Genomic DNA, 21,638 nt, shown 5'->3' on the forward strand with positions numbered 1-21,638 from the left:
ACGCTCATGAAGGTGCAACACCGCGACTATTGCGCATCAAACGTCCTGGGCCAGTAGTAGATATCGTAGACCCCAGTCTGGCCCTCAAGTCCCTGTTCGTCGAATGCTGATAATCGTACATGGTAGAACGCCGCCCGCAAGCCGCTGAAGCGGATCTGCGGCGTGCTGGAGAAGCGTTCCTGCTTGATATTGAGGAAGCCGACATCAGTCGCGACCTGGGCCCGGTAGCGACGGGCGCCCTCCAGCGGCTGGAGAAACAGTTGCCAGACCGGTGTGTCGCCACGCTGGCCGTCCTGCCCGACCAAGCGCGGCGCCGGTAGCAGATCGCTGGGTTTCAGCTCGCCGCTGTTGCGGATCTTCAGGCCCTGCCGGGCATTCACCGATACCGTCGCCTCAGCAACCGGCAGCCTCTTCGAGCCGGCCTTGCCCGGCAACTTCGACGCGGAGATACGATTAACCGCCACCCGCCCGTCCAGCACTTCGACCAGCACCTCGCCGTCTTGGTTACGGGTGCGGAAATGGGTGCCACGCACACCGAGGACACCCACCGGGGTTTGGATCCGAAAGCGGTCGTGATCACTGGCCCGTTTGATCACATAGGACTCGACCTGGCCCTGCTCAAGAATCACCTGCGGCACCGCCAGCACTTCATCCAGCTGCAAGCGCACCTGGGAGCTGGACGGCAGGACAATCCGCGAGCCGTCCCCCAGCCCAAGGCTGACAAAGGCATCGGGTGCCGTTCGCACCGCCTCCTGCTCATCCACGCCCATGCCCTCTTCCAGGCGACTCTCCTGCCCTTTGGCGTCGAGCTTCCAGGCCTCGCCGGCCAGATGCAGGACGACAGCCGGAAACGGCTGCGGACGGCATTGTTGTTCACGATCGAGATAGGGCGCGCGGGACACGGGGGCCGCCGTCGACATGCCCGAACAGAGCAGGCCGATAACGGTGCTGATCAGCCACGGCGCCGTGGTTCGAAGCAGGGAGAAGGAGGGAAGCTCGGTCATGGGCTCGGTCGCTCGGACAAAGAGCAAGGATAAGGACTACGGCACAGAGCCAGCTTTCTCAATCATGCCACAGCGCTGCGCAACCAACGGCTCGCACTGTATGTCTTGATATGAAAGGAGTGCAAAAAAAATGGTCAAGGAAAGGCATCCCAACCTTCCCTTGACAACGATTCGTGTGGATCCGAATCGCTACCCATCCATGGGTCGGACTTGCTCCAATTGCCCCTGTGCTACGGAGCTTACTGTAGAGGCAAATCCATCAATGGCGGACAATCTGTCAGAATTGTTCAGAATTGCCCGATTCAGAAAATCCAGCGTTGCTGCTTGTGCTCCGTCGCCTGCTCCTTGATCCACCGCGACAGCTCGGGGCGGCAGGAACCTGGCCATTCAGAGGGTGTGGACAGCTCGCTGGCCGCGAGCATGGACAAGCGCACGGAGACAATCGTCACCTCACGTGGGGTCGAATAGAACATTCCGATGGCAAAGCCGAGTCCCAGGCATACCGTCAGCCCGGCGATCACTGCCAAGATAGCCCAGGGTTGCAAGCGAGTGACGTGAAGGGGAATACTCATTGTTCCTTCTCCTTGTACCAGCGAACCGGTACCCTGCAACCAGGCAACTTGAGCCTCGGACAACAGGAACCGGCAATTTGACATCAGCCTAACCGGCCAGTACCGAAGCTTGCGGGATTCGCCAGAATTGTTCAGATTTCGCTGGCGGCGATCCTGCAGAATCGAGCTCATCAGACAAGGGGAAAGGACTAGGTCATGCGTGTCGCCATACTCGATGACGAACCCGCCGAATTGCGCCGGCTCGAACAGACCCTGAGGCAAATGTCCCAGGCAGGCGAGCCGCCTTGGGCCGTGCACAGCTTCGAGCGCGGCGAAGACCTGTTGCGACAGTTACGCCGCGAAACCTTCGACCTGCTGATCCTCGACTGGCAGTTACCGGACCTCAGCGGCCTGGCGCTCCTGCGCTGGACCCGCGAGCATATGCAGGTGCCGCCGCCGGCCATCATGCTCACCAGTCGCGACGCCGAGAACGATATTGTCCTGGCCCTGAGCAGCGGTGCCGACGACTACGTCAGCAAGCCGTTTCGCGCCAATGAGCTCAAGGCGCGGATCAACGCGGTGCTGCGGCGCCACGGCGTGCAGCGTCATGCCGCCGACCAAACCGTGACCTTCAATGACCTGAGCTTCGACGATGGCGAACTGCTCGTTAGCCGCGGCGGCCAGCCGATCAACCTGACAGAACGCGAATACCGCCTGGCCCGCTGCCTGTTCGCCAACCTGGGCCGGCCACTATCGCGCGAGTACCTCTACGAGCGCTTCTGGCCCCACGAGGAAGTGCTTTCCTCGCGCCCCCTCGATACCCATATCTATCGCCTGCGCAATAAGCTCGGGCTGACCGCCGAGCGCGGCTGGCAATTGCAGACCGTCTACGGTTATGGCTATCGCCTGGAAAGTGTCCTGTCAGAGACCAAGTAAGGCCGCGTCGCTTCCAGGGAGCAGACAGCAAAACGCCCGAGCGGCTCGCTGTGGCGAATCGCTCGGGCGTCGACGAAGAACGGTCTTACTCGGCGGCTTCGGCACCGCTCAGACCACCAATTTTAGACATCATCAGCACGATAAAATTTTCCACCGGCATCTTCTGCCCGTTGAAATCCACCTGGCCCGCGGCGTAGTGCAGCTTGGAGACGATATCCGTGCCTTCGAGGGTCGCCATCTCAGTGGACACCGCCAGGGTGCCGGCCATCTCGCTGGTGATCGAGGCTTGCTGGGCGATAACCTTCGGATCGGTCTGGCCATCGACCTGCGCCTGCACGCTGGCAAGATCGGCGATCATTGGTTTGGACAGCGACAACTTGGCCTCCAGTTGCGCGATCAGTTGCTTGCCCAACTCCAGCGGCGGCAAGCGAGTGGACGACGGATTGGTCAGGTCCAACAGCAGGTTGAAACGGCTTTCGCCATTGGCGGTCTTGAACGACAGGTTTTCCACGGCGATCTGCGGCTTGCCAGCCAGAAGTTGCTTGATGTCGGCCTGGGCCTTGAGTTGCTGTTCAGCGGTCAGTTCCGGCATCGCCGGTGTTTCTCGGCCCTGCGCCGCAGCCTGCTGCATGGCCTGCAATTGGGCCTGGTAGGTCTGGGTCAGAGACCTTACCGCGGGAATATCAAGGTTCTTCGCGGCCAGGCTCATTTGCGCGCTGCCCACCGATTTGCCGTTGTAACCGATATCGCCGATGGTGTAGGCCAGGTGTCCGGCGAGAATGTTGCCGGTGGCGTCCAGGGCGTCCTTCTGCTCGAAGTCCTTGATCGTCACCACCGCCGGTTTCACCCCGTAGGTCACCTTGGCGTTGCTCAGTTCCAGGGTGTTGCCCCCCAGGTAGAAACCGAAATCGCTCCTGGCCAGGTCGCTGACCAGGGTCAGACCGCCCAACTCGACCGATACCGGACCATCCTCCGCGGATTGGCCGGCAATCTTCAGGCTGTCCATGTAGCCGTTGAGCTTGAGTTTCGCCCCACGGTCGCTGCCGCTCAGGTTCAGGTTCAGCCCGGAAAACTTCACCGAGCTCCCGGCATCCGGCGCGAAGTCCAATGGGATCAGTTCAACGTTGCCGTCGATCGAGTGGTTGTAGCCCAGCGCGACCACGCCCTTGAGCGGCGCGGCGCCGTTGGCGGCGTCGAACCACCTGGCGGTGACGTCGTTCTTCTCCAGCGCGTAGTTGCTGTTGACCAGGACCGGTGCCAGCTTCAATGCCTTAAGGCGCGACCACGGCAATGGCCCGTGCTCGATATGGTCGACGAACAGCAGTTCGACATCGCGGTTTTCTTCACTGAGCTGCAAGTTCTGCAGCTTGACCCGGTAATGCGCGGTGCTGGTGAACAGGTTGCGATCCAACGAAACCAGCTCAATGCTGGCATTGCCGCCGCCACTGCTCAGGGCGGTCTTCAATTGAGCGTTAGCCTCCTCGATCGAGGTCTTCAACACCCCTTCCAACTGATTACCGGTGTACCAAGCGCCAGTGGTGCTCAAGGCACCCACCACCACGACAAGCCCTAACAGTACACCTGCTGATTTATTCATGAGTTGACCCGATCAATGTCCGTTGTGTTGAAAATGCGGGTCTTCCCTGAACCCTTGGTCGGATTCGGCTCGACGGCGCCCGAAGGGGCGAAGAGTAGCATTTGCGCGAAGACGGACGCACCTGTTCAGGCTTTTGCGTGGTGCTGCAAGGCGCAAACCCACAGAGCAGCGTCTACGGCACATCCGGGCCACCCGCGAATTCGCCACTCGCCTGCCGCCCTTAAGCCCGCAAGCAACAAGGACATATCCCACGAGCCTTGAGTCCTTGTCCGATACGCTCGACGCATCAGGTCATGCTCTGATCTGCGCTCTTCGTTTACAAAAAACGCTCGGCTTTCTTATCTCATTACCTGTCGGGAGGCTTCCATGCAAAAGGATTTTGCGCGTCAGTGTTCTGCCCAGCACAAACGCCTGATCAAGCTCACGGTTGACGTCGAACTCCGCAGCGAACTGCTCGTCGAGAGTTTCACCGGCACTGAAGCCATTTGCGAGCCTTTCAGTTTCGAGCTGTCGCTGCTGAGCCAGGATAACCACCTGGAACTCAAGACTTTGATCGGTCGGCCCGCGCTGCTGGAAATCGAGTTGTTCGACGGTGATCGGCGCTTGATTCACGGACATATCAGCCGCTTCGCCCACGTGGACCACGACGCGGGCGCCGCCCGCTACTCGGCGACGCTGAGCTCTTGGCTATGGATGCTTGGCCAGCGCAAAGACTCGCGGATCTTCCAGGAACAGACAGTTATCGATGTCGCTCGCCTGGTCTTCGATCATTACACCTGGATGGCCCGTTATCGAATCGACGTTGGCAACCCGCCGCAATCCCATAGTTACCTGACCCAGTTCAACGAAACCGACGAGCAATTCATTCGCCGGTTGTTCGAGGAGGAAGGTTGGCTGTTCTTTTTCGAGCACAGTGCCGAAGGTCACACCCTGGTGATCACCGATGACAGCAGTTACTTCAAGCCATTGGCGCAGCAACCGAGCATTGGCTTTCAGCCGCCGTCGGGGCCAAACACCCGCGATCATGTGACGCACTGGTGTGCCGAACGACAGTTGCAAGCGGCGGCGGTCACGCTTTGCAGCTTCGATTACAAGCGACCTGGGTACGGTGATTGCGTCATGACTGTGCCTACCGGAATCCGCCAAGGCCAGGTGCCCGTCTACGAACGCTACGAGTTCACCGGCTACTACAGCCACAAGGGCTATGACAGCGTCAGGCCGCTGGCGCGAAGACACGCGCAGGCCTTGAAAGCCCAGGGCAAGACCTTTCGGGGTGCCAGCAATTGCCGGGCGCTGGTGCCGGGGTACAGCTTCCGGCTCACCGGCCACCGCCGACATGATTACGAGCCGCCGGGACGGCAACAGGAGTACTCACCCGAAGACTACCCCTTCGACCGTCGCGACTTCCTGCTGTTGAGCGTGCAACATGTGGCCCACAACGACTACCTTCCAGGGCAGCAAGCGAACTACAGCAACACCTTCACCTGTATTCGCCGGAAGATCGCCTATCGCCCCGAATGCAAGATACCGCGCCCGCGCATTGGCGGCCCATTGATCGCGATTGTCGTCGGCCCTGAAGGCGTGGAGGAGGTTCACACCGACGAGTTGGCACGGGTCAAGGTCCGTTTTCACTGGCAACGGGAGCAGGACGCGCAGGTTCCAGACTACGAACGCCACGCCCGGGACACTACCTGGGTGCGAGTGGCCCAGCCCAGTGCGGGGGCCGGTTTCGGTCATCAGTTCCTGCCGCGCATCGGCCAGGAAGTGCTGGTGAGTTTCCTCGGTGGGGACATTTGCCGTCCGGTGATCACAGGGGTGTTGTACAACGCCCGGCAGACGCCGCCCCACTTCAGCAATGTCCAACGCCTTCCGGGCAGCCGCCTGCTGTCGGGGATCAAGAGCCGTGAACAGGCCGGGCGCGGCTATAACGAATTGCTGTTCGACGATACCAGCGGCTCACTGCGGGCACATCTTGTCAGCACGCACCAGGCTTCTGCCCTGAACCTGGGACGCCTGGTTCACCCGGCGCAGGGGAGCTGCAGCCCACCCAAGGGCCAGGGCGCCGAGTTGCGTACCGACGCAGCCATTGCCCTGCGCGCAGCCCAAGGCTTGCTCTGACCACCCAGGCGGGGCATCGGGCGCAAAACGATCAACTGGAACGCGAAGCCTTGCTCGACCTGTTGAGCCAATGCGCCGAGCTGTTCCGGTCCCTGGGCCGCAGTGCCAGCGAGCGCGGCGCCCCGGCCATCGACTACGCCGAACTGGAAGGTTTGCGCAATGCCCTGGATCGCTGGCCGGCAGCCGATAGCCAGGCCCAGGGTGAACCGTTGCTGGCCATGACCGGGGAGGCAGGCATCGTCAGCGCCACGCCTGCGTCACAGGTGCATTACGCCGGGAAGAACCACGACACCACCGCCCAGGATCATCTGCACCTGAGCAGCGGCGGTGCCACGCGGATGCAGGCTGGGCGGGGGATTTCGGTCTTCGCCCAGGACGACGGCATCAGCGCCATCGCCCAGCGCGGCAAAGTGCGTGTGCAAGCGCAGGACGACGACATTCTTTTCAATGCCCAAAAGAGCTTCCACGTGTCCGCTGGCGAAGGCGAGGTGCTGATCAGCGCACCGACGATCCGCCTGGTGGCCGACGATGGTAGCTACATCAGGATCGGCGGCGGCGTGGAGATCGGTACCTCGGGCAAGGCCATCGTCCATGCCAGTGACCACGACTGGCTGGAGCCGAAAACCCAAAGCACCGAAAAAATGACCTTTGCCGGCAGCTCGGCGGACCAGCGCCTGGTGTTTCACTACCCCGGCCATCAAGACTTGTGCCCGCGACCGGCGGCTGAGCAGCCCTACGCGATCGAACTGGACGACGGCAGCTCATTGAAAGGCCTGACCGATGCCGCCGGACGCACCCCGGTCGTCGAGCGCGAGGCCATGCGCAAAGCCGCCTTCAGCGCACGTCGCGAGGTTCCGCCCCAAAGCGCAGGACAGTCGAAAGGAGACGACTCATGACGGCTTCCGACCCTTATGTCATTGCGCAAAAAAACACCCGCCTGAGGCCCAATCGCGCCGCCGACGGCAAACTGGAGATTCCCGGCGACATGCCCGGCGTGGTGATTTTCCTGCACGGGGTCAACGATCCCGGTGCTGCCTACCAGGCCGTGGAAAGCGGCTTGTGCCAGGGATTGAACGAGCGGCTGGATCGGCCGGATTTATGGCCGGGAGTGTATGGCGCCGACTATACAAGGGCAAAGTCCACGCCGCCGGAAAAATGGTTGAATCGAGAACGGGATGTGCTGGACGACCCTGACACCTACCTTTACCAACGTAGCGTCGATCAAGCCCGGACCCGTAGCTTTTTCATTCCGTTCTATTGGGGTTATCGCGCCGCGCCGGATGAAATCAAACGTGATGAAAACGGCGATCCGGCCACTTATCGCACCCAGTTCCAAGACATCTTCGGTAATCGGCTCGACCGGCATTTCGCCAAGGGCGGCGGTTTCTTTGCCAATGCCACCAATAATCTGGCCGATATGTATGTGCAAGGGTTCGCCGATTGGTATCGGGCAGTGCCCCAGGCGTTCCTGCCCAACACGCTCTATATGGGCCAGGCGCCCCATCGCCGCTATTTCGTGCTGGCCGCGCATCGGCTGGCCATGCTGGTCCGGGAAATCCGCAGGGTCTCGCCCGACGACACCATCACCATCATGGGCCATAGCCAGGGCACGCTGATTACCCTGCTGGCCCAGGCGCTGTTGGTCGATCGCGGTGAGCGCTGTGCCGACTGCGCGATCATGGTCGCCTCGCCCTACTCGGTGTTGCCGGCAAGCACACCCAAGGATTCCCAGACCCTGCAGACCCTGCTCGACATCGTTCAGAAGGTTACGCAAAGCCCCCACCCACAACCGCCGCTCGACGCGCTCGTGTGTGGGCGACCGGGCTATGGCGGCCGAACCGGCCCGAAGTGGTCAGCCGAACAAGGTCAACGGCTGGGGACCGACCAACAGACACAGGTGTTCCCCGAGCGGGACAATCGCGGCAAGGTCTATCTGTATTTCAGCCACGACGACACCACGGTGGCGCTACGGGACGTCAATGGCATGGGCACCTTTGGCGTGCCGGATACCTTGCCGGATGGCACCCCGGCGATGAACCACCTGAAAGAGCGGCGCTTCTTCCAGCGTTTGTGGAGCAAACGCCGGCGCGATGGACAACCGATTCTGCTGGGGACCGCGCCGGGGCCACTGGCTTTGCGAGGCCAGGATGAGCGCCGTAGCGCAGGGCACAATTGGGGGGTGTCGGTCCTCACTCAAGCCGGCATGGATGAAGGCGAAAAGCGCCTGATCAATGGCGAGGCGTTGTTTCCGCCTTATGCGCCACAGATGTTCGGCGCAGAGGCGCGGGTGGGCACGCCGGACGTTCCCGGCAAGGACCGCCCGGATGCCGTTTCACAGCACAATGGGCTGGGCAATATCGAAGCGCGATTCAAATGGGTCGAAATCGGCACCAGCCCTCAACGCGTCAATCTCGACGTCGTGCGCGCCCAGTGGAACCAGGGCCGCGAACCGGATAACCAGACCCAGGCCGTGCGCCAGACGCCAGTCTCGGGCAACCCCATGCTCAATCGCGAGGATCACTACCGTATCGAGCGCGAGGAAACCGCCAATGAAGTGCGCGCACGGATGCACGTCGATGAATCGGAGTGGGATGACAACAGCTACCACTCGGCAGTGTTGCGCAGCCCGGAAAACCACCGCTGGGTCACGGCCATGGACGTGGCATTGGGACAGGCGCATTGCCTGGACGATCCGGTGATGCGGGAGGTGTTGGTGGCGATTGCGGATTGGAGAATGGATGAAAAACGCTGGGACAAACTCAACGAATTGCCTGGCTGGCAGCGACTAAGCACCAGTTCAAGGGATTTGGTACGTGCCAATTACCTGTATTACGACAAAGGTAAGTTCCCTCCCGTCGAGTTGGTGCCATTGACTCCACCCCCCCTGGTCAGGAATCCGTACAACAAAGGAACGGGGCCATGACCGATCCCGTGCAAATCAAACCCGGCAGACGCCCCCAGCTCAAACCGTATTTCCAGGTGGGTTATTTCCTGCTGTTGATCTGGCTCCTTTCAACCGGCGGGTATTTGGAACTGCAAAGCGGAGTGGTCGACATGAGCGTCAAGGCTGTCCTTTTTTTGAAAAGTTCTCTGGCAGGGCTTGGGGTAATTTTCGTTGGGATGACGCTGGTCTATGCCGTGGTTTGGGTAGGCAAGACCACCGTTGCCGAACACGACGAGCGGCACGCGCTGCTCGATGCGGCCCGACAAATTCAGGAGAAAGTCGAGGATCCACAGACCTTCGCCCTGGAGATTCGCGGAGCAGGGTTGGCGGTGGATGGTTGGCAGCAGTCGAATATCTGGCGGCTGATTCAGGAAAAGAACGACAATTTTGTCTCGATCTACTCGCAAGACCCCAAGGACTATCCGGACAACGCACACAGTCGAAGCATCACCGCCGATATCAATATCCGTGCGGCTGCCAGACATTCTGCTAGAGAGGCGGTAGCCTATTGGCCGATACCGACATTTGCATTAGGTCCACCCAAACAACCACGACATACCGGAGCAGCCGGCAATATTTTAGCGGCCAGGAATGCTGCAACGCTTGGTGTGACGCTTTTCCTCTGGCAAGAGGCAGACAACACCACGCATGCACAGGCAACGATTGAGCGGTTGTTCAGCTTTTTTGACGAGAATCCCTCAGTACCACAGGCACTACTCATCAGCCGGGACGGTGACGATATTCGTACTCTGTATCGTGCCAGGGGTACGCCCGGCCTGCCCGATGGTCACTACGTCCCCACACTCTTCGAAAGCATGACCGGCTTACTGGTCAGTCGCACGGATCGAGTCGACCGCTATATCCGCCCTTATGCGCTCGATGAAAAAGCCAATAACCAAGACAAATCCAGCAGCCTTGGCATGCTGTGGGCCTTCTATTGGGCGAGTGATAGACAGTTCGACGACTGGTACGAAGCGGCCCAGCGGGCACAAGGTAGGGAAGATCACTATTCCCCTGGCACCATGTCCACCGCCTACTGGCAGGCGCAACTGCCGGCCCTGCAGTACAAACTCGGCAATCAATACGGTCCGGGTGGCCACTTCCAGGCTTCGTCCTGGCTGCCGATCCGCTGGACCAAGGGCCAATTGAAAGAATTCGACACTGCGCCGATGCTCGGTTATCTGCACCGCCCGATCAAGGTCCCGATGACCGATACAAACGGCCAATTGCTCAAGCCCGCCCTTCAGGCCCTGGCGTTGCAAGCCGGCTGGGAGCGCGCCTTGGCCACCCTGCCCGAAGGTGAAAAACCGGTTCGGGTGTTCTATGACAGTACCGACAATATTGATGGCGTCATCGCCCTGCATGTGGCGCTGAGCCACTTGAACCTCGACGGCACGGGCCTGGCCCCGAGCAATGTCAACGAGGGCTACGACATCGGTCGGCGTCTGGGCAATACCGGCGTCAGCAGCGCACTGGTACAGATCAACCTCGCCACCATCGCCAGCTACCACAGCGGCGGCATCAGCGCAGTGGTCTATTCCGGTAGCGACGCCAGCGCGACCATCCAGATGGTGCGTCCTCCCGACGAAACCAGCAAAGCCCGCAATACGCAATGGCGCGGTAAGGATCCCTTCAAATATGGTGCTCCATGAGGTGATAAATGACCCATCCTGTCTGCCTGGGCGATAGCCTCAACAACGGCGGCAACGTCATCCAATGCCAATTGGCTGCTACTCACCGGATCAATGGCAGGCCAATCGCGGTCGTTGGTGATCAAGCCTGTTGCGAGTTGCACCAGGGCACCTTTGCCTTTGTCGAAGGCCACCCCAAACGGCGCATGAACAATAAGAAGGTGGTCATGGAGGGCCATCGCCTGGCCTGCGGTTGCCATGCCCTGGCCGGTAGCGGCAAACAGATAAGGGTCGAGTGATCCCCCCGGCGAACGGCCAGCACTTATGAGCACAACCCAGCGACTCACGAATACTGCGACTCCATCTCGTCCAGTTGATGGTCGAAGGTCTTCAACCGCGCCGTCCAGGTGTAGACCAGCACCTCGAAATCACGGTTGATCACCACGCCGTCCGGTGAGTCGTTGCGCGGGTCGCACACGTCCAGTTGATAACGCTCGCGGGCCATGGCAATGGCCACGTCCGCCAGCTCACGGGCATTGCTCAGCCAATGGCGCTCCTCGTGGGCCACCTCGTGATCAAGTTTCAGGCATTGGCTCTTGAGGGTTTCGAGACTTTTTTCCAGGCGCGTGCCGGTCAGCTCGCCCATGACCTCCTGGAAGGTCCGGCCCGGTTGCCAGTAACTGCCCCAGAAATAGCGGTCGAACACGGTTTCGACTCGGCGCAGGGCAACCTTGGTGTCCCAGACCAGGACCAGGGTCTTGCTCTGGACCAACTGACGCTTTTTTACCTGCTGGCTCTGATAGCTGGCCCAGGCCACCACCACAATGGACATCACGGCAATCAGGGCGCTGGCGCTGTCGAGGAAGATCAGTGCCTTGTCGATCTGGTGAGCAAGCATCACGCCGTAGAAATACGTGGCCGAAAGCAACACCAGGGCCACCACCGCACACCAAAAACCGGGAGCATAAGGGTTTTTCATTATTAGAATCCCCATCAAGCCACGCCGACCGACCCTGCGAGGATTCACCCGAAACCCCGAACCAACGACGGCCAGCCGATAGTTCAGAGCATAGCAACGGACTCAGGGTTTTGCGTGCTGCGCAGGTGGCGTTCGTCCGCTTTCCCAACCACCGCCCAGCGCCAGGAACAGATCGATCTGACCCATCGCCACCTGGGTGTTGGCCGACGCCAGTTGAGCACGCACATCGGTGTAGGTACGGGTGGCTTGCAGGTCGGCGAGGAACGAGGCGCGACCGGCCTTGAAGAAGCGATGCGTCTGGTCCGCCGCGAGCGCGGCCGACTGCTCGGCATCGGCCAGGGCGTCGCGGCGAGCGAGCTGCGCGGTGTACTGGGCAAGGCTGGTCTGGGTCTCGCGGATGGCATTGAGCACCACGCCGTCGAAATGCGCCAGAACACCCTGGGTGGTGGCCTCGGCCTCACGGATTCGCGCCCGCGCACCGTTGGTCGGCACGGTCCAACTGATCGCCGGGCCAAAGCCCCAGCGATTGGTCGACGGGTCGCCCAGATCCTCTAGCAGCCCCACGGTGCCGATGGTCGCACCGATGCTGACATTCGGGTACAGCTCGCCGGTGGCGACGCCGATGCTCGCGGTGGCCGCCGCCAGCCGACGTTCGGCCTGGCGGATATCCGGACGGCGCTTGAGCAGCTCGGCGCCATCGCCCACCGGTAGCAACTGGGCGATATGCGGCAGCGCAGCGCAATCGGCCACCCCAGCGGGCAGTTGATCCAACGGCTGGCCCAGCAACATCGACAACCGGTACAACCCACTCTGGCGCAACGCCGTATAGCGCGGCAACTCGGCGCGCAAGGATTTGAATTGGGTCTGGGAGCGCGTGACTTGGGTTTCGTCGCCACGTCCGGCGTCGCGCAGGCGCTTGGTTAACTCGGTGCTCTGGGCTTGCAGGTCGAGGGATCGCTGGGCAATCTCGCGCTCCTCGTTGGCCGCGCAGATCTGCGTGTAGGAGCGCACCACATCCGCCACCAGAGTGATCCGGGCGACATCGGCCGCCGCCTGGGTCGCATCGGCATTGGCCTTGGCCGCCTCGATACCGCGTTGCAAGGTACCCCACAGATCGAACTGATAGGACGCGGAAAACGCGATATCGGCGATGTTCGCCACGGGCACCTTTTCCGTCAGCAGGAAGGCTTGGCCGGACTCCTGCAAACGCTGCGCCCCCGCCTTCGCCCCGGCACTGAAACCGCCAGCGGCTTCGGCCTCTTCGACCTGGGCACGGGCGCGCGACAGGCTCGCCGCCGCTACACGCAGGTCGGTGTTGGATGCCAGTGCCTGGCGCACCAACTCATCCAGGCGCGGGTCCTGGTACAGCCGCCACCAGTCCATCGGTACGGGCGCCGAAACGACATTGTCGCCACTGCCGGCAATCTCGCCTTGCAGGTCCTTACGCAGCAGAGCCGAATCGCCCGGCAGATGATAATCCGGACCGACCATGGAACAGGCCGACAGGAGCAGGCCCAGGCCGAGCGCGGTGACTTTCACCGGCGCGGTCATTTCACGGCCTCTTTTTTCGCTGCGTCCTTGGCGTCATCAATGATTGAAACGGTCGCCGTGCGCCCGGCGATCATACGGAAGTCCTCCGGCACATCCACAAAGGCGATCCGCACGGGAATCCGCTGGGCCAGGCTCACCCAACTGAAAGCCGGATTGACGTTGGGCAACAGATTCGAGCCGCTGCTGCGGTCACGGTCCTCGATCCCGGCGACAATGCTTTCGACACGACCGCGCAGGCGGGCGTTGTCGCCGATCACCCGGATATCCACGCTCTGGCCGACATGGATACCCTCCAGCTTGGTTTCCTCGAAATAACCGTCGATATGGAACGACCCGCTGTCCACCACCGACAGCACCGGGCGGCCCGCCGTGACGAACTCCTGCTCACGCGGTGCGCGGTCGTTGACATAGCCGTCCACCGGGCTGCGGATCACCGAACGTTCGAGGTTCAGTTGCGCGGCATCCACCGCCACCTGGGCTTCGGCCAGGGCTGACTCAGCACGGGCGACCTTCGACTGGCTTTCCTCCAGTTGCTCACCCGCCACCAGATTGCCCAGGCCACGGTTGCGCTTGTTTTCGCGCTGGGCCTGGGCCAGGGTTTCCCGGCGATCGGCGACAGCGGCCTGGGCCTGGCGCAGCGCCAGCTTGAAGCGATCCTGGTCAATGCTGAACAGCACCTGCCCACGCACCACCGGCTGGTTGTCGCGCACCTGCACCTGTTGGATCAGTCCGGACACGTCCGGGGCGATTTGCACGATATCGGCACGGATATGGCCGTCCCGGGTCCAGGGCGCAAACATGTAGTACATCACCATGCGCCAGACCACGAGGCAGGCGAAGATCACCACCAACAAGGTCAGGACCACACGGCCAATGGTCAAGATAGGTTTTTTCATATCATCAGGTATCGACTGAGCGAATCCACAACGCCCAGTAGCAAAGCGTAGAGACCGACGTTGAACAATGCCCGGTGCCAGACCAGGCGATAGAAATGTAAATGCGTCAACACCCCGTGCACCACCAGGTACAACGCGTAGGTAATCGCCATCAGCACCAGCAACGTGGGCAGGAACACCCCGCTGATATCCACGTCACCGATCATAGAGGCACTCCATTGATGCCATACGGCACGCTTTCGGGCGGCTCGCCGTTGTCGACGAACTCGACTCCCGGCAACAGCGCCAGGCGCAGGCCACTCAAGGCGTGCAGCAGGTGCAGGCGAGTCTCGCCATCGTCCAGGCCTTGGGAACTAAGGGCTCGGCGCGTGCGGTCCAGGGTCATCAGCAAGGGAGCCGGGGCCGGCAGCCGTTCGCGGGCCGTGAGGCAGGCACGAAAGTACGCGCCGACCTCTTCCACCACTTGCCTGAGCAGCCCATTGGCCACGCCCAGTACACGCGGGGTATAGGCCAACAGGTCGAGCAGATTCAGCGCCACCCGCAATTCGCGCAGTGCCGAACCGGTGTCCTGGCCGGTCATGGCCAGGCGCGGCAAGTGCTGCATCAGCCGATCGAGCATCTGCGCGCCCATGTGTCGGTGCTCGGCCAGGGTCGCAGGCTCAGTCAGCCGGACGATATCGCGCCAACTGAAACGGGTCAGGCGCTTGGCCGCCAGCTCGGCACCGAAGGGCCGCGCCACCAGCGTCCAGATAAAGGCGAACAGTAGCCCCAACGGCCCGGCCAGATTGGCGTTGGTGAAATTCAGGAAGTCCGCGTCATAGGCTCCCGAGATGCTGATAAAGGATGAGGTGTTGACGATGGTCAGCAAGGTGCCAAGGTAGAAACGCGGCTGCACGGTGAGGGTGCCGATGCAGATAAACGGCACGGCAAACGCCAGCACCAGCATCGGGAAATCGTGCAGGTTGGGCAGCACGACGAAAAGGTAAAGGCTGGCCAGGAGCACCGCCATCGCGGTCCAGAAAAAGAACCGATAGATCTGCGGCGCCGGGTCGTCCATCGCCGCGAAAAAGCTGCAGGCGACCGCCGCGAGGATTACCCCGCTGGCGCCGTCGGTCCAGCCGAGCAGGATCCACAGCGCCGAGGCGACAATGATTGCCAGGACCGTGGAGCCGACCGAATACAGCATCAGACCACGATCCAGAAACGGTGTCAGGCGACTCAGGCGCCAGTGACGGTAGACCGCGCGCCAGTTATCCTGGCTTTCGCACTGGATGGCATATTGCAGGCTGCGCAGGTCCTGCCACAGATCGATCCACTCCCCAAGGCGATAGAGGGCGTTGGAGAACAACAACTGGCGTCGCTCATCCAGCTCGACCGGACTCGGTTGCAGGCTTTCGACCTGTGCCCGCAGGGCCTGCCAGCGCTCGACCGACGCTTCCCGTGCGGTGTTTTCCAGCCATTGGCGGGTGGCAACGAGTAACGGCTCGAAGCGCGTCACCAGTTCCGGTGTGCGCCGCGCCATGGCATACAGGGCGTCGTCCAGGGCGTCGACCACCGGCAGCAGGTGAATCATCCGCCCACGCAACTCCTGGGTGTTGCGCACGGTCTGGGGCCGGGCACCCTCGTGAGGTAACTGGCCGATCATCAGTTCGAAGCTATTGAAGGTCGCCACCATGGCCGAACGCAGGCCGCTGATTTCATCGGCCCGCACATCGCGTGCGAGGAATCGCAGACTGTAGGTCGAAGCATCGCCGAACCAATTGGCCACCGCTTCGATAAACACCGGGGCCAGGCGCCGGGGCCAGAACATGCTGCCGACCACCGCGGCGACGACGATGCCGAGAAAAATTTCCTCGGTCCGCGACACAGCGATATCGAACACGTTCAGCGGATTGTCCACCACTGGCAGGGCAATCATCGGCATGGTGTAGCCGGCCAGCATCAACGCATAGCTATTGGCGGTGCGCAGGTGCAGCGAGAGAAACAGCAGGATGCCAGTCCACAGCGCGACCGCCACCACCAGCAAAAACGGCGTCTGCACCAACAACGGCACCAACAGCACTGCTGCCGAGGCACCGAGGAATGTGCCGACCGCCCGGTACAGCGCCTTGGAGCTGGTGGGGCCGACAAAGGGGCTGGAAACGATGTACACGGTCGCCATCGCCCAATAGGGGCGCGGCAGCTCCATCAACAGGGCGATATACAGCGCGATCATCGAAGCTGCGAAGGTACGCACACCGTAAAACCAGTCGCGGGCGGGCGGCATGCCTGTCCAGAAACCGTTCAAGAGCCGACCGCTCCCGATACTCGCCCGGCGGCCTCAAAGGCCCGGATCACCCGCAGTGCCGCTTCCAGGTCGGCGGGCGCGATGCCGTCCAGTACCTGGCGACGCAAGCGCACCAATTGGCTTTCGATGGCATGGAACAGGCCATGGCCGGTCTCAGTCAGACTCAGGGTCTTGGCCCGGCGATCACTGGCGTCTTCGGTGCGCTGCACATAGCCGGCATTGCACAACTGATCGAGCAGGCGTACCAGCGACGGGCTTTCCATCCCGGCCACCTGGGCCACCGTGACCTGCCGTACCCCCGGTCCCATGCGCCCGATGATCAACAACGGCATGGCGCAGGCTTCGGAGATGCCATAGTTGGCCAGCGTGGCCTGGCAAGCCCGCCGCCAATGACGCGAGGCCAGCACCATGCCCGTGCTGATGTTCTGCTGGAGCTGTTCGAGAGGCTTGGACACGAGAGAATTCACATAATGTTAGTTTGCTAACTATTAATATTGCGTATCGATAGAGATTTCGTCAAGTTTTGAAACAATCTGCTACTGTCCATTCGCTCAAGCGCAGAGGGGCCCTGGCCGTCAGCTTGAGCCTAGCTCTTGGGGGATAGGGGGATTGGCGTCACGGGCTTGATCATTGCCGAGCGTTTCAAGGCCAAAGCTTTCAGGCTCAACGCTTGGCGAAAATAGGCGTAACCGACAACGTGCCTGTTTGATATCCACAGAAAAAGCTCACTTGGGCGATTAAAGCCTAGATTTTTTTTGTCCTTCCACCGTTTTTTACATTTCAGGGTTTTTCGGCATCTTTTTACATGCCGCCCATACGCAAGTCTGTTTCAGCCCAGGCGCCCCTTCCTCAACAACACATTCAACTGATCCACTACCTCGGCCCAGTCCGCATCTTTAAGCACTTCGTTGCGCAGGAAATCCGCCTGGCTCCTGCTCCAGAAAAACGCATCCGCCAGGTGCAATGCCGGTTTGAGCGGCGAGTGGATGGCGACAAATTTTTCAATGCTCTCGGAGTCATCGGGCAAGCCCAGTTGCTTGAACAACGACGGGAGGTTATGGGTAGGTGATTGCATTGGCTGCTCCAGTGATCTTATGGACAGACGGGATCCGATCGCTCCTCCACAGTGGAGGGCGCGGGCAGGCCAAAGGTTCAATGACAGGCTTCGCACACTTGGGCATGGGGCATCATTCTCCGGTATGCGTCTAGTGGCCTGTGTGGTTAGACCTGTTAGTCAATGTCGGCGCCGGGGCGTCGGTCCGGCTCAATCACCGTTATCGCTATTGCCGGATCTGGGTAGTCGACTGGGTGCTAAACGCAGGCGCTCCAACGCTTCGTAAGGCCCCTGGGCCCAGGCTGACACCTGCACCCTGAGCCATTCGCAGGCTTCGCGGCGCTTGTCCTGGCTATCAGGCACAAACACCTGGGCAGGCTGTTTGGCGTGTTGTCCGACTGTCGCGAAAACGCGGTTGCGCTGTCCGGCATCCAGACCGAAAAAGTCCGCCAGATGCCCGTCCATGGCCACCGGTAATTCACTGTAGTTCACCGGCACGCCAGCGAATGCCTGGCAATGCTCCAGTCCCTGCCGGAGGATCCGTCCCAGCCGCCGGGCGATATAGTCCTCCCGCGAATTGTCCTGCCCCGGCGCGTCCAGCGAGCTGGCACCGATCATTCCAGGCACCATGTGCATGCCCGCCCGCCGCCAATGGGACACGGCGATTTCCAACGGATCGCGGTACACGAACAACCACGGTGTAGCGGGAAAACACTCGCGCAACACCGCCAGCTCACCGATATTCCAGGCATCGAGCTTGATCACCAACTTCTGTTCACTACCGCGCCGGATTTGGCCGTATGCCGCCAGCAGGCCGCGCAACGCCGCCTGCCGCTCTTGCGGCTCGAATGCGCCGCGCAGCAAGCTATCCAGCGGTGGCGGTTCGCAAATGACAATCGCCTCGTCGAGCTGTGCCAACATCTGGCAGATCAAGGTCGAGCCACAGCGCGAAGCGTGGTAGATAAAGGCCGTCGGGGCGAGCGCCGGAGCGCGCCATTCACGGAGACTCGCCAAGGCGGTTTCACGGCGAAAGGCCTGGTTGAAAGGCAATCGCAAGGCATCCTCCACCGCCTCGCGAAAGAACGGTTGGTCGAGCTTGCGCCCGCCGAACCAGCACCAGTCCACTCGCCACTCCCCGGCCTGCTGCCAGAGACGGATCGGCAACCAGTCCTTCAAGCCGTCCATTGCTGGTTCCAGCGGCTACGGCCCTGGCGCATCGCCGAGCGGATATCTTCGCGGCCAAAGCGCAAGCCGCGCTCGGTGGCCAGTTGCAGCGTGCGGGCGATAAAGGCGTCGCTGTCCTCCAGGGCCTGCAAGGATGCGCATAACCATGGATCGCTCGCCAACAAGGCCCGAAACCGCGCCAGATCCTCGGCGGCCCGCCCAATGCCAGGCGCTGGCGTAGTCGCCAGACCACCGGCGATCTGCTGTTCCAGCCAGCGGTTCGGACGGCAATCGAGCACCAGGTGAATCCGCTCGCCCTCGCCCCAGTTATCGACGCTGTGGGGCCGCGACAGATCGAGAAACCAGCATTCGCCGGCCTGCATCGGGATACGTTGTCCATCGACCATGAAATCCACATCCGGCGAACTGAGCAAGGGTAGGTGCAGGCGACGGTCTGCGTCCGGCGCGCCGAGGTCGTAATCGCGATGTTCATGAATCCGCCCGCCCGGCCCCAGGCGCAGCAGGCGCGCCGAACGAATCTCCAGGGGCAGGTCCAAGGCCGTCGCCCACGCCGTATCCAACAGCCAGGGTGCGCGCTCGGTCGCCGGGGCAGTCCCCGGCGCCAGTTCGCTCAAGGCATCCGCCGCCGAAATCAGCGCGACGCCACTCCAGTCACCGTCGTAGTAATCGACATTGAAGTGGGCCTTCCAGGCAGGTTCGGCAATGCGCGAAAGGGCCTGCAGCAACAGCGGCAACGCCAGTGCGACAGGCAAACGGGAAAAGGCCGGCAGGCTCAGGGAATCACCCCGGCTGATTGCAGATGGCCCAGCAGTTGTTCGACACAAGCGCCGACAGAGAGGCGCCCAGTATCGAGGATCAAATCGGCGGCTCGCGGCACGTCATAAGGCGCCGAGATCCCGGTGAAACTCGCCAACTCGCCACGCCGGGCCTGCGCATAATGCCCTTTCGGATCGCGCTCTTCACAGATCGGCAACGACGCGCTACACCAGACCTCACGATAATCTTCACCCAGGCGTCGGGCGAACAGTTCGCGCTGTTCGGCTTGCGGCGCAATCATGGCGAGGATGACGATCTGGCCGTTTTCCACCAGCAACCGGGCCAGCTCGCTGGCGCGCCGGATATTTTCCCGGCGATCGCTCTCGGCAAATCCAAGATCACGGTTCAATCCACCGCGCAGGGCATCGCCGTCCAGTACCAGACATTGCAATCCACGTTCGAACAACGCCGCCTGCAGCGCCTGGGCCACGGTCGACTTGCCCGCCGCCGGCAAGCCGGTCAATAAGATCGCGCCGCCGCGATGACCGTTGCGGGCCTCGCGCTGGCCGCGGCTGACGCTCGCCCGCGGCGCCAACAGGTTACTGCCCTTGGGCATGGCTGACGGCTACGCCGATATTGCCGGACGCCCACTGCAACTCGCGTGTCGCCATGGCATCGGCAATCGCCGCGACCTTGGTCGAGGGGACCTCCGACGGCAACGGGTCCAAACCGGCGCTGGCGAAGATCTGGCCGTAGGCGTTGCGTAGGTCGGCATAAGCCAGGTCGCGGCGCAGGTCGGCTTGCAGGGTGTTGAGTTCGCCTTGAATCAGGTCCAACTCGCCCAGCCCGGCAGCCTGGTAGCGGTTACGCAGTTGGCCGAGAATCTGTCCGTCGATATTCGACAGTTGCTGGCTGGTCTTGAACTGGCGCAGCGCCTCGCGGTAGTTGGCATTGGCCACGTAGAGTTGCGCCAGCACGGCGATCGACATCGCCTGGCGCCGCGCGGTCGCCACTTCTTCACCGGCTTTGGCCACGTCGATGGCCGCCGGGGCGGAGATCACGTTGAACAGGTTCCAGGTGACCTTGACGCCATAATCGGCCCACTTGTCATTGACCAGGAACGAGTTGCTGTCGTAATGGCCGCCCGCCGAGAACTCCAGCCCCGGCAGCAGACGCAACATGGCCTTACGGGTTTCGGCGGCACTGATACGGCTCTGGTAATCCTGTTCGCGCAATTCCGGACGACTGGCCAGCGCTTCGTGCTCCAACTGGGCCATATCGACCTTGAGCTGCGGAATCGCATAATCATCCGGAGTCGCCAGGGTCAGCTCGGTGCCCATGGGCAGGTTGATCAGGGTCGCCAGTTCGGTCTTGGCCAGGGACAGCGCCTTGCGCTGTTCTTCCAGTTGACGAGTGGCCTCGATCAGCGAGCGCTGATAACCCAAGGCCTGGATCGGGTCGCCGATACGCTGTTCACTCATCTTCTCGCTGTTGCCCTGCGCCGCCTCGACCCGCGCCATCAGGCTGTCGATCTGCTTGAGCAGGCGTTCGGCCGCCACGGCCCGCCAATAGGCAGAGCGCACGTCCTGGACGATGGTGTTGATCACCTTACGCCGACGCTCCTGGACGATCAGGCGCTGGTCGCCCTGTTGCTTGGCGCTGATATAACTGACGCCGAAGTCGAGCACGTTCCAAACCATGGTCAGATCAGCGACGCGCCGGTCGCGGTCCTGGGAGGTCGAAGGTTCCAGCGACTGAGTGCCGGTCTGCACACTCTGGCTACTGGAGGCGCTGACATTGCTACGCCCCGCATAGCCCGCCGAAAGCGCCATGCGTGGCAGCATATCGAAACTGGCAAGGTCCAGTTGGCGTTTGGCCAGGGCCTCTTCCATGATCTTCAGGCGCCCTTCGAGGTTGTATTTCACCGCACGGGCCATGGCTTCGTGCAAGGTGAGCGGGCCGCTGAGAGCTTCCTGACCCTGGTACATGGTCTGTAGATCGCTTTTGGCGCGTTGCTCACTGACGCTACGATCGATCGGCTGGCTGGTCACGGCACAACCGCTGACCACCAGCGCCAGCAAGCTGACGCTGAACAACTTCTGATTTCTTCTCATTCCCTGGCACCGCCCCTGACTACTGCTCTTTATTT

General features: G+C 61.6%; 18 protein-coding genes and 1 pseudogene. 5 read left to right on the plus strand and 14 right to left on the minus strand.

The window, feature by feature from the left end:
* Positions 1-26 precede the first annotated feature (26 nt).
* Complete coding sequence (locus AWM79_RS15940; protein WP_017130408.1) at positions 27-1,004, minus strand: FecR family protein; 978 nt, start codon at positions 1,002-1,004, stop codon at positions 27-29.
* 302 nt (positions 1,005-1,306) lie between these two features.
* Complete coding sequence (locus AWM79_RS15945; protein ID WP_017130409.1) at positions 1,307-1,576, minus strand: hypothetical protein; 270 nt, start codon at positions 1,574-1,576, stop codon at positions 1,307-1,309.
* 195 nt (positions 1,577-1,771) lie between these two features.
* On the opposite strand from AWM79_RS15945, the gene AWM79_RS15950 reads away from it, so the two are divergent.
* On the plus strand, positions 1,772-2,491 hold the full coding sequence (locus AWM79_RS15950; RefSeq protein WP_017130410.1) for a response regulator transcription factor: 720 nt from the start codon (positions 1,772-1,774) through the stop codon (positions 2,489-2,491).
* A gap of 85 nt (positions 2,492-2,576) precedes the next feature.
* Here the strand turns inward: AWM79_RS15950 and AWM79_RS15955 are convergent, their stop codons facing one another.
* Positions 2,577-4,088: a YdgA family protein gene (locus tag AWM79_RS15955; protein WP_026013012.1), complete on the minus strand. Its 1,512-nt coding sequence runs from the start codon at positions 4,086-4,088 to the stop codon at positions 2,577-2,579.
* A 366-nt stretch (positions 4,089-4,454) separates the two neighbouring features.
* Here AWM79_RS15955 and AWM79_RS15960 point away from each other — a divergent pair.
* The 4 genes and pseudogenes from AWM79_RS15960 (at position 4,455) to AWM79_RS15975 (ending at position 11,080) form a co-directional block, all read left to right on the plus strand.
* Positions 4,455-7,102, plus strand: a pseudogene (locus AWM79_RS15960) (type VI secretion system Vgr family protein).
* Positions 7,099-9,129 carry a T6SS effector phospholipase Tle3 domain-containing protein gene (locus AWM79_RS15965; RefSeq protein ID WP_060783254.1) on the plus strand — a complete coding sequence of 677 codons (2,031 nt, stop codon included), beginning with the start codon at positions 7,099-7,101 and terminating at the stop codon, positions 9,127-9,129. The pseudogene AWM79_RS15960 and the gene AWM79_RS15965 overlap by 4 nt, the downstream one beginning before the upstream one ends.
* Positions 9,126-10,802, plus strand: coding sequence for a type VI lipase adapter Tla3 domain-containing protein (locus AWM79_RS15970; protein ID WP_060783255.1), 1,677 nt, complete (start codon positions 9,126-9,128; stop codon positions 10,800-10,802). The genes AWM79_RS15965 and AWM79_RS15970 overlap by 4 nt, the downstream gene beginning before the upstream one ends.
* Before the next feature lie 8 nt (positions 10,803-10,810).
* Positions 10,811-11,080 carry a PAAR domain-containing protein gene (locus AWM79_RS15975; protein ID WP_017130416.1) on the plus strand — a complete coding sequence of 90 codons (270 nt, stop codon included), beginning with the start codon at positions 10,811-10,813 and terminating at the stop codon, positions 11,078-11,080.
* Positions 11,081-11,124: 44 nt separating this feature from the next.
* Here the strand turns inward: AWM79_RS15975 and AWM79_RS15980 are convergent, their stop codons facing one another.
* From AWM79_RS15980 to AWM79_RS16030, 11 genes are all read right to left on the minus strand, one after another.
* Complete coding sequence (locus tag AWM79_RS15980; RefSeq protein ID WP_060783256.1) at positions 11,125-11,760, minus strand: hypothetical protein; 636 nt, start codon at positions 11,758-11,760, stop codon at positions 11,125-11,127.
* A 102-nt stretch (positions 11,761-11,862) separates the two neighbouring features.
* A complete protein-coding gene (locus AWM79_RS15985; protein WP_017130418.1) occupies positions 11,863-13,311 on the minus strand; it encodes an efflux transporter outer membrane subunit in 1,449 nt (482 codons plus the stop codon).
* Positions 13,308-14,207: an efflux RND transporter periplasmic adaptor subunit gene (locus tag AWM79_RS15990; protein WP_060783257.1), complete on the minus strand. Its 900-nt coding sequence runs from the start codon at positions 14,205-14,207 to the stop codon at positions 13,308-13,310. Before AWM79_RS15990 ends, AWM79_RS15985 begins: the two co-directional genes overlap by 4 nt.
* Positions 14,204-14,413 (minus strand): DUF1656 domain-containing protein, encoded by a 210-nt coding sequence (locus AWM79_RS15995; protein ID WP_017130420.1) that lies wholly within the window; start codon positions 14,411-14,413, stop codon positions 14,204-14,206. The genes AWM79_RS15990 and AWM79_RS15995 overlap by 4 nt, the downstream gene beginning before the upstream one ends.
* Positions 14,410-16,494, minus strand: coding sequence for an FUSC family protein (locus AWM79_RS16000; protein ID WP_026013014.1), 2,085 nt, complete (start codon positions 16,492-16,494; stop codon positions 14,410-14,412). Before AWM79_RS16000 ends, AWM79_RS15995 begins: the two co-directional genes overlap by 4 nt.
* Positions 16,491-16,904, minus strand: coding sequence for a MarR family winged helix-turn-helix transcriptional regulator (locus AWM79_RS16005; protein ID WP_039792164.1), 414 nt, complete (start codon positions 16,902-16,904; stop codon positions 16,491-16,493). Before AWM79_RS16005 ends, AWM79_RS16000 begins: the two co-directional genes overlap by 4 nt.
* Before the next feature lie 419 nt (positions 16,905-17,323).
* Complete coding sequence (locus AWM79_RS16010; RefSeq protein WP_017130423.1) at positions 17,324-17,569, minus strand: DUF2789 domain-containing protein; 246 nt, start codon at positions 17,567-17,569, stop codon at positions 17,324-17,326.
* A gap of 189 nt (positions 17,570-17,758) precedes the next feature.
* Positions 17,759-18,733 carry an aspartyl beta-hydroxylase gene (locus tag AWM79_RS16015; protein WP_060783258.1) on the minus strand — a complete coding sequence of 325 codons (975 nt, stop codon included), beginning with the start codon at positions 18,731-18,733 and terminating at the stop codon, positions 17,759-17,761.
* Positions 18,721-19,509: an aspartyl/asparaginyl beta-hydroxylase domain-containing protein gene (locus AWM79_RS16020; RefSeq protein ID WP_060784000.1), complete on the minus strand. Its 789-nt coding sequence runs from the start codon at positions 19,507-19,509 to the stop codon at positions 18,721-18,723. Before AWM79_RS16020 ends, AWM79_RS16015 begins: the two co-directional genes overlap by 13 nt.
* Entirely contained in the window at positions 19,506-20,105 is a 600-nt protein-coding gene (cysC, locus tag AWM79_RS16025; RefSeq protein ID WP_017130425.1) for an adenylyl-sulfate kinase, read from the minus strand. Before cysC ends, AWM79_RS16020 begins: the two co-directional genes overlap by 4 nt.
* Positions 20,089-21,603: a TolC family protein gene (locus tag AWM79_RS16030; protein ID WP_039792160.1), complete on the minus strand. Its 1,515-nt coding sequence runs from the start codon at positions 21,601-21,603 to the stop codon at positions 20,089-20,091. The genes cysC and AWM79_RS16030 overlap by 17 nt, the downstream gene beginning before the upstream one ends.
* Positions 21,604-21,638: the final 35 nt, after the last annotated feature.

It is taken from the genome of Pseudomonas agarici, from assembly GCF_001543125.1.
GTDB classification, from domain to species: domain Bacteria; phylum Pseudomonadota; class Gammaproteobacteria; order Pseudomonadales; family Pseudomonadaceae; genus Aquipseudomonas; species Aquipseudomonas agarici.

What these genes read in the sequence shown, in the direction of transcription:
- AWM79_RS15940 (WP_017130408.1), bottom strand. Translation starts at nt 1,004, where the DNA reads ATGACCGAGCTTCCCTCCTTCTCCCTGCTTCGAACCACGGCGCCGTGG.
- AWM79_RS15945 (WP_017130409.1), bottom strand. Translation starts at nt 1,576, where the DNA reads ATGAGTATTCCCCTTCACGTCACTCGCTTGCAACCCTGGGCTATCTTG.
- AWM79_RS15950 (WP_017130410.1), top strand. Translation starts at nt 1,772, where the DNA reads ATGCGTGTCGCCATACTCGATGACGAACCCGCCGAATTGCGCCGGCTC.
- AWM79_RS15955 (WP_026013012.1), bottom strand. Translation starts at nt 4,088, where the DNA reads ATGAATAAATCAGCAGGTGTACTGTTAGGGCTTGTCGTGGTGGTGGGT.
- AWM79_RS15965 (WP_060783254.1), top strand. Translation starts at nt 7,099, where the DNA reads ATGACGGCTTCCGACCCTTATGTCATTGCGCAAAAAAACACCCGCCTG.
- AWM79_RS15970 (WP_060783255.1), top strand. Translation starts at nt 9,126, where the DNA reads ATGACCGATCCCGTGCAAATCAAACCCGGCAGACGCCCCCAGCTCAAA.
- AWM79_RS15975 (WP_017130416.1), top strand. Translation starts at nt 10,811, where the DNA reads ATGACCCATCCTGTCTGCCTGGGCGATAGCCTCAACAACGGCGGCAAC.
- AWM79_RS15980 (WP_060783256.1), bottom strand. Translation starts at nt 11,760, where the DNA reads ATGAAAAACCCTTATGCTCCCGGTTTTTGGTGTGCGGTGGTGGCCCTG.
- AWM79_RS15985 (WP_017130418.1), bottom strand. Translation starts at nt 13,311, where the DNA reads ATGACCGCGCCGGTGAAAGTCACCGCGCTCGGCCTGGGCCTGCTCCTG.
- AWM79_RS15990 (WP_060783257.1), bottom strand. Translation starts at nt 14,207, where the DNA reads ATGAAAAAACCTATCTTGACCATTGGCCGTGTGGTCCTGACCTTGTTG.
- AWM79_RS15995 (WP_017130420.1), bottom strand. Translation starts at nt 14,413, where the DNA reads ATGATCGGTGACGTGGATATCAGCGGGGTGTTCCTGCCCACGTTGCTG.
- AWM79_RS16005 (WP_039792164.1), bottom strand. Translation starts at nt 16,904, where the DNA reads ATGGTGCTGGCCTCGCGTCATTGGCGGCGGGCTTGCCAGGCCACGCTG.
- AWM79_RS16010 (WP_017130423.1), bottom strand. Translation starts at nt 17,569, where the DNA reads ATGCAATCACCTACCCATAACCTCCCGTCGTTGTTCAAGCAACTGGGC.
- AWM79_RS16015 (WP_060783258.1), bottom strand. Translation starts at nt 18,733, where the DNA reads ATGGACGGCTTGAAGGACTGGTTGCCGATCCGTCTCTGGCAGCAGGCC.
- cysC (WP_017130425.1), bottom strand. Translation starts at nt 20,105, where the DNA reads ATGCCCAAGGGCAGTAACCTGTTGGCGCCGCGGGCGAGCGTCAGCCGC.
- AWM79_RS16030 (WP_039792160.1), bottom strand. Translation starts at nt 21,603, where the DNA reads ATGAGAAGAAATCAGAAGTTGTTCAGCGTCAGCTTGCTGGCGCTGGTG.